The following is a 5,547-nucleotide window of genomic DNA, read 5'->3' as shown; positions in this document are numbered from 1 at the left end:
CGGCGGCGCCGGCCGGGAACGGATACCTCATCCACCGGTCCTCAGGGCGTAGTGGGCACTGACCTGCGAGCTGCTGAGCGCGGTCGGGTAGACGGCGGTCTCATCGATCTGCCCGGCGAAGAAGTTGCTCGTCGGCTGGTTGGGCCAGCTGCTCAGGTTGTCCCCGCCCACCCGCCAGTAGCCGCTGTAGTTCTCGTTGGCCGTGTACAGGGCGTTCGAGGCACGCAGCTGCCCGTCCACGTACAGCGCCATGCCGCCGGTGCCCTGCGTGGCGACGACATGGTGCCAGTTACCGTCGTTGTAGGCAGCGGGCGTTGTGATGGTCCTGGTTCCGCCGCTGTAGACGCCGAAGACCAGCCGTCCGTCATTACTCATGTACACATGCTTGTCGTACTGATTGCTGTTCTGCATGGTCACGTTGCCGAAGCCGATGATCTTCCCTCCCTTGGTGGTCGTCGTCTTGATCCAGGTCTCCACCGAGAACCTGGTGGGCTGCGCATGACGCTTGTTGCTGTACGCGTACTGGTTCGATCCGTTGAAGCCGATCGCGGTCGAGCCACCCGCGACGGCGGCCGGAGTCTGCCGGTAGGCGGGGGAGTTGCGCAGGAATCCGTTGTCCAGCCCGCTGCCGGTGTCCGCGGCGAAGGTCGACGTGCCTTCGTCGTACCGCCAGTACAGCGAAGCACCGTCCGCCAGCACCCTGGCGGGGTACTTCTCGGCTGTCGACGCCACGGTGGCGGACAGGGCGGGCGACTTGGCGCTGGTGTTGGTGCCGTCGCTCGCGCTGATCCGGTACGAGTGGGTCTCACCTGCCGCCACGTCCGTATCGGTCCACCTCAGCTGGGGCCGGTCCCAGAACAGCGAGTATCCCGTCGTGGTGTACACCGGGGTGCTCGCGCCGTCCTTGTAGATCCGGTAGGTGAGCTCGCCGTCGTCGGCGTCGAAGCTCGTCTGCCAGTTGACCTCCACCTTGCCCGGGGCGACGGTGGACAGACTGACGTTCGGCACCCAGGGCGCCCCGGTGTCGGGACCGTCGGCGAACCGGGTGAGGCCCTGTTGCGCGGAGCCGTTGACGGTGGTGAACTCGCCGCCCACCCACAGATAGTGATGGCCGCCCTTGTCGGTCTGCGCCATCACCCGTGGTCCGACCGGCTCGCCGATGCCGTCGTTGGTGTCCGGGAACCAGGGGAGCAGCTTCGGGTCGTCGACGGACTGGGCCAGCAGATGCTTGCGCGGCTGGTCCGGGAACTCACCCATGCTGGCGCAGTCGTGTGCGTGACTCCCGCTGTACAGAACGCCGCTGTGTACGAGAACGGCCTGGGTGGCGCCCAGGCAGGTGTCCCGCCAGCGCTGTTCGAAATTGCTGAGGTTCAGCGCGATCCGGCCGTCGAAGACGCCGCCCCCGGTGCCCTCGTTGGCGGTGTAGAAGCCGGTGTCGTCGGTGGCGATGTCCTGCACCGTGGACGTGTTCGGGATGAAGCCCGCCGGATAGCTCTTGGTCACGGCCCCGGTCGTGGCGTCCACCACGGCCAGTGCGTGCGAGGTGGTGCCGTTGACGGTGAAGAAGTTTCCGCCGAGCAGCACGTGCTTGCTGTCGGGCGTCAGCTCCACGGCCCGGCCGATCTCGTCCGCGTTGGCGGTCCACGGCTTCAGCGCGGCGCCGGTGGTGACCGCGGCGAACTTGTTCCGGGTCTGTCCCGCCACGGTGTTGAAGTCACCGCCCAGGTAGACGGTGTCGGCGGTGACGGCCAGGGCCCGTACGGTTGCGGAGACGGACACCTTGAAGTCCTGGCGCGGGGTGCAGGTCGCGGTGTCGATCGCGGCGACATTGCTCACCCCGACCCCGCTCACCGCCCCGAACTGCCCGCCGACGTAGAGGGTCTTCTGGTCGGGCGAGAGTGCCAGGGTCCGTACGGTCGCCGTCCCCGACGAGAGCGTGAACGACAGCGTGCACCCCGTCGGCGCACCGGTCGCCGCGTCGAACGCGGCGAAGTTGACCGCGGGCTGTTCCGAGCTGCCGGCGGGCGCGCCCGGTGGCCGGACGGTGGAGAAGGTGCCGCCGGTGTAGACGACACCGGCGTCCGAGGCGGCCATCGACCAGACGATGCCGTTGGTCTGCCAGGTGGTGAGGTCGTCCGCGGTCAGGGCGACCGGCGGGGTGAGGGCCGCGGCCGGGGAGCCCCCGGACGCGGCGGCGGTCAGGGCTCCGGCGAGCAGGCAGAGCGCGGCGGCCGCGGCACGAGCCCTGCCGCGTCCGACGGGTCTGCGCCCCGTACTTCCGTTCATCATTCAGCTCCGAAGGTGAGAACGAGCTGCGGCCGGAAGGCCGCGATTGCTGCCTCGTCCGACCGGCGGCGGGGACGGTCCGTCCCGTCGGCGGTCAGGCCGAGTCGGTGGTCCGGGCCGGGGGCCCGGACCGGTGCGGACGTGCTCGGGTCCACCGGGCAGCCGGTGGAGGCGGAGTGCGCGCCCGGGTCGGTCCCCGGCGGGGCCGCCGAGGGCGGCTGCCGGGTGTTGTGGGTGATCGCCCGACCGGCCGGTGTGCCGGTCCGGCCGCCGGACAGAAGCGGACGTCTCATCGGTCCACCCGCACGGCCGTTCCGGCGAGTTGGTCGGAGAGCTGGCGGATGTCCGCCTCGACCATGATCCTGGCGAGCTCCTGCGACTTCACCGCCGGTTTCCAGCCGAGCAGTTCCTCGGCCTTGGCGGCGTCACCGATCAGCGCGTCGACCTCGCTGGGGCGCTCGTACTTGGCGTCGTAGCGGACGTGCTCCCGCCAGTCCAGGCCCGCGTGGGCGAAGGCGTACTCCAGGAACTGCCGGACGCTGACGCCCTCGCCGGTGGCCACCACGTAGTCGTCCGGGCTGTCGCGCTGCAGCATCCGCCACATCGCGTCGACGTACTCGGGGGCGTACCCCCAGTCGCGCACGGCGTCGAGATTGCCCAGATGGAGATGGGTCTGCAGACCCGCCTTGATCCTGGCCACCCCACGGGTGATCTTCCGGGTCACGAAGGTCTCGCCGCGACGTGGGGACTCGTGGTTGAAGAGGATCCCGTTCACCGCGAACATCCCGTACGCCTCACGGTAGTTGACGGTCGCCCAGTACGAATACACCTTGGCGACGCTGTACGGGCTCCGCGGATGGAACGGCGTCTGCTCGTTCTGTGGCGGCGGCGTCGCGCCGAACATCTCCGACGACGACGCCTGGTAGATCCGGGTGTCGATACCGCTCGCGCGGACGGCCTCCAGCAGCCGGATGGTGCCGAGCCCGGTGATGTCACCGGTGTACAACGGGGCGTCGAACGACACGCGGACGTGCGACTGCGCACCCAGGTTGTAGACCTCGTCCGGCCGGATGTCGCGCAGCAGATTCACCAGCGCGACCCCGTCGGCGAGGTCGGCGTGGTGCAGGACGAACGAACGGTCGTCCTCCTCCGGGCCCTGGTAGATGTGGTCGATCCGCTCGGTGTTGAAGCTCGACGAGCGGCGTATCAGCCCATGGACCGTGTACCCCTTGTCGAGCAGCAGCTCGGACAGGTACGAACCGTCCTGTCCGGTCACGCCGGTGATGAGCGCGGTCTTCGCCACGACTACCCCCTCTGTGTTCGCCTGAAAGGCTGTTGGTTCACACCGAAATTGCTTCACGCCGAAATTTCGCAATTGAGCGATCTGTGGCAAAACATCACCGTGGTCCATGACTGCTGGCACAATCCGAGCCATGACGACTGATCTCCCCGGCCCTCCCCAGGAATCCGTCCGCCCCCTCCTACGACCCGGCGCCCGCATATTCGTCGCGGGCCACCGCGGCCTGGTCGGCTCGGCGGTGGTACGCCGCCTCACCGCCGCCGGACACGAGGTGATCACCCGCGATCGCGACCACCTCGATCTGCGCGACGCCGCGCGGACCGAGGCATTCCTCCGCGAGACCCGTCCGGACGCCGTGGTGCTGGCCGCCGCCAAGGTCGGCGGGATCATGGCCAACAGCACGTATCCGGTGCAGTTCCTGGAGGACAATCTGCGCATCCAGCTGAGCGTCGTCGCCGGAGCGCACTCCGTCGGGGTCGAGCGGCTGCTCTTCCTCGGATCGTCCTGCATCTACCCCAGGCACGCCCCGCAACCGATTCCCGAAAGCGCCCTGCTCACCGGGCCGTTGGAGCCGACCAACGAGGCGTACGCACTGGCCAAGATCGCCGGGATCGTGCAGATCCGGTCCTACCGCCGGCAGTACGGCGCCGCGTACATCAGCGCCATGCCCACCAACCTCTACGGTCCGGGCGACAACTTCGACCTGGAGACCTCGCACGTACTGCCCGCGCTGATCCGCCGCTTCCACGAGGCGCGGCGGGACGGCTCGCCCACGGTCTCGCTCTGGGGCTCCGGCAGCCCGCGCCGCGAATTCCTGCACGTCGACGATCTGGCCGACGCGTGCCTCCTGCTGCTGGAGCGCTACGACGGCGACGAACCCGTCAACATCGGCTGCGGCCAGGACCTGACGATCCGTGAACTCGCCGAAACGGTAAAGGGTGTGACTCGATATCAGGGTTCCATCGTGTGGGACACGTCGAAGCCCGACGGCACCCCGCGCAAGCTGCTCGACGTCTCCCGGCTCACTGCCCTCGGCTTCGCACCGCGCATACCGCTGCGCGACGGGATCGCCCGCACGTACGCGTGGTGGCTGGAGCGGCGGACCGCACAGGCCTGAGCGGAGCCGACCGGTCCACCGGCACGGGCCGGCCGCCGCAGCGCGACGGCCGCCCGTCCCACCGGCCCCGAAAGGCCGGTTGTCCCGCACTCCTCGCATCGATGGCCGCCGCTCTCAGTACGCCCCGCGGCCGTCGGTGACGGCGCGCAGCGTACGGGCCATGAGTCCCATGTCCGTGGCCACCGACCAGTTGTCGACGTACCACAGGTCGAGCGAGACGGTCTCCTGCCAGGACAGGTCCGAACGCCCGCTGACCTGCCACAGGCCGGTCAGCCCCGGTCTGACGGCGAGCCGCCTCAGCTCCCGTTCGTCGTAGCGGGACACCTCCTCCGGCAGGGGAGGCCGTGGACCGACCAGCGACATGTCGCCCCGGAGCACATTGAGCAGTTGCGGCAACTCGTCCAGAGACGTCCGGCGGAGCAGACGGCCGATTCCGGTCACCCGGGGGTCGCGGCGCATCTTGAACATCGGACCGTCGTTCTCGTTCGCCGTGATCAGCTGCTGCTTGTGGCTCTCGGCGTCCACCACCATCGTCCGGAACTTCCACATCGTGAACGGCCGGTTGTGCTGCCCGTGGCGGACCTGACGGTGGAGCGCCGGCCCGTCGGAGCCCAGCCGCACCGCCGCGCCGATCAGGAGCAGCAGGGGCGCCAGGACCAGCAGACCGAGTGCGGCGCCGATGCGGTCCACCACGGCCTTCAGGACCATCTGCGGTCCCCGGCGCACCGGCGGTGCGACGTGCAGCAGGGTCAGCCCGGCGGCGGCGGGCGGCCCGGTAACGGCCGCCCCCCGGGCCCCCCGCGCCCCCCCCCCCCGGGAGAGCCCGCCCCCCCCCGGGGGAACC

Annotated in this window: 5 protein-coding genes; 1 reads left to right on the top strand and 4 read right to left on the bottom strand. The window is 69.6% G+C overall.

What is annotated here, in order from left to right:
• Positions 1-27 precede the first annotated feature (27 nt).
• Genes ACFU8Q_RS38535 through gmd form a run of 3 tightly spaced genes read right to left on the bottom strand, consistent with a single transcriptional unit; the run spans position 28 to position 3,589 of the window.
• Positions 28-2,289, bottom strand: coding sequence for a LamG-like jellyroll fold domain-containing protein (locus tag ACFU8Q_RS38535; RefSeq protein ID WP_384463960.1), 2,262 nt, complete (start codon positions 2,287-2,289; stop codon positions 28-30).
• Positions 2,286-2,579 carry a hypothetical protein gene (locus ACFU8Q_RS38530; protein ID WP_384463957.1) on the bottom strand — a complete coding sequence of 98 codons (294 nt, stop codon included), beginning with the start codon at positions 2,577-2,579 and terminating at the stop codon, positions 2,286-2,288. The genes ACFU8Q_RS38535 and ACFU8Q_RS38530 overlap by 4 nt, the downstream gene beginning before the upstream one ends.
• Positions 2,576-3,589 carry a GDP-mannose 4,6-dehydratase gene (gene gmd, locus ACFU8Q_RS38525; RefSeq protein ID WP_384463954.1) on the bottom strand — a complete coding sequence of 338 codons (1,014 nt, stop codon included), beginning with the start codon at positions 3,587-3,589 and terminating at the stop codon, positions 2,576-2,578. Before gmd ends, ACFU8Q_RS38530 begins: the two co-directional genes overlap by 4 nt.
• 130 nt (positions 3,590-3,719) lie before the next feature.
• Here gmd and ACFU8Q_RS38520 point away from each other — a divergent pair, with 130 nt between their 5' ends.
• Positions 3,720-4,703: a GDP-L-fucose synthase family protein gene (locus ACFU8Q_RS38520; RefSeq protein ID WP_384463951.1), complete on the top strand. Its 984-nt coding sequence runs from the start codon at positions 3,720-3,722 to the stop codon at positions 4,701-4,703.
• Between the two features lie 114 nt (positions 4,704-4,817).
• Here ACFU8Q_RS38520 and ACFU8Q_RS38515 read toward each other — a convergent pair.
• A partial coding sequence (locus ACFU8Q_RS38515; protein WP_384463948.1) for a sugar transferase occupies positions 4,818-5,547 on the bottom strand: 730 nt, incomplete at its 5' end.

Source organism: Streptomyces sp. NPDC057543, from assembly GCF_042801895.1.
Classification (GTDB): Bacteria; Actinomycetota; Actinomycetes; order Streptomycetales; family Streptomycetaceae; genus Streptomyces.
This window is presented reverse-complemented; position numbering and strand designations above follow the sequence as displayed.

Bases quoted from the DNA above. Each gene is read 5' to 3' on its own strand.
- ACFU8Q_RS38535 (WP_384463960.1), bottom strand. From the start codon at position 2,289: ATGATGAACGGAAGTACGGGGCGCAGACCCGTCGGACGCGGCAGGGCT.
- ACFU8Q_RS38530 (WP_384463957.1), bottom strand. From the start codon at position 2,579: ATGAGACGTCCGCTTCTGTCCGGCGGCCGGACCGGCACACCGGCCGGT.
- ACFU8Q_RS38520 (WP_384463951.1), top strand. From the start codon at position 3,720: ATGACGACTGATCTCCCCGGCCCTCCCCAGGAATCCGTCCGCCCCCTC.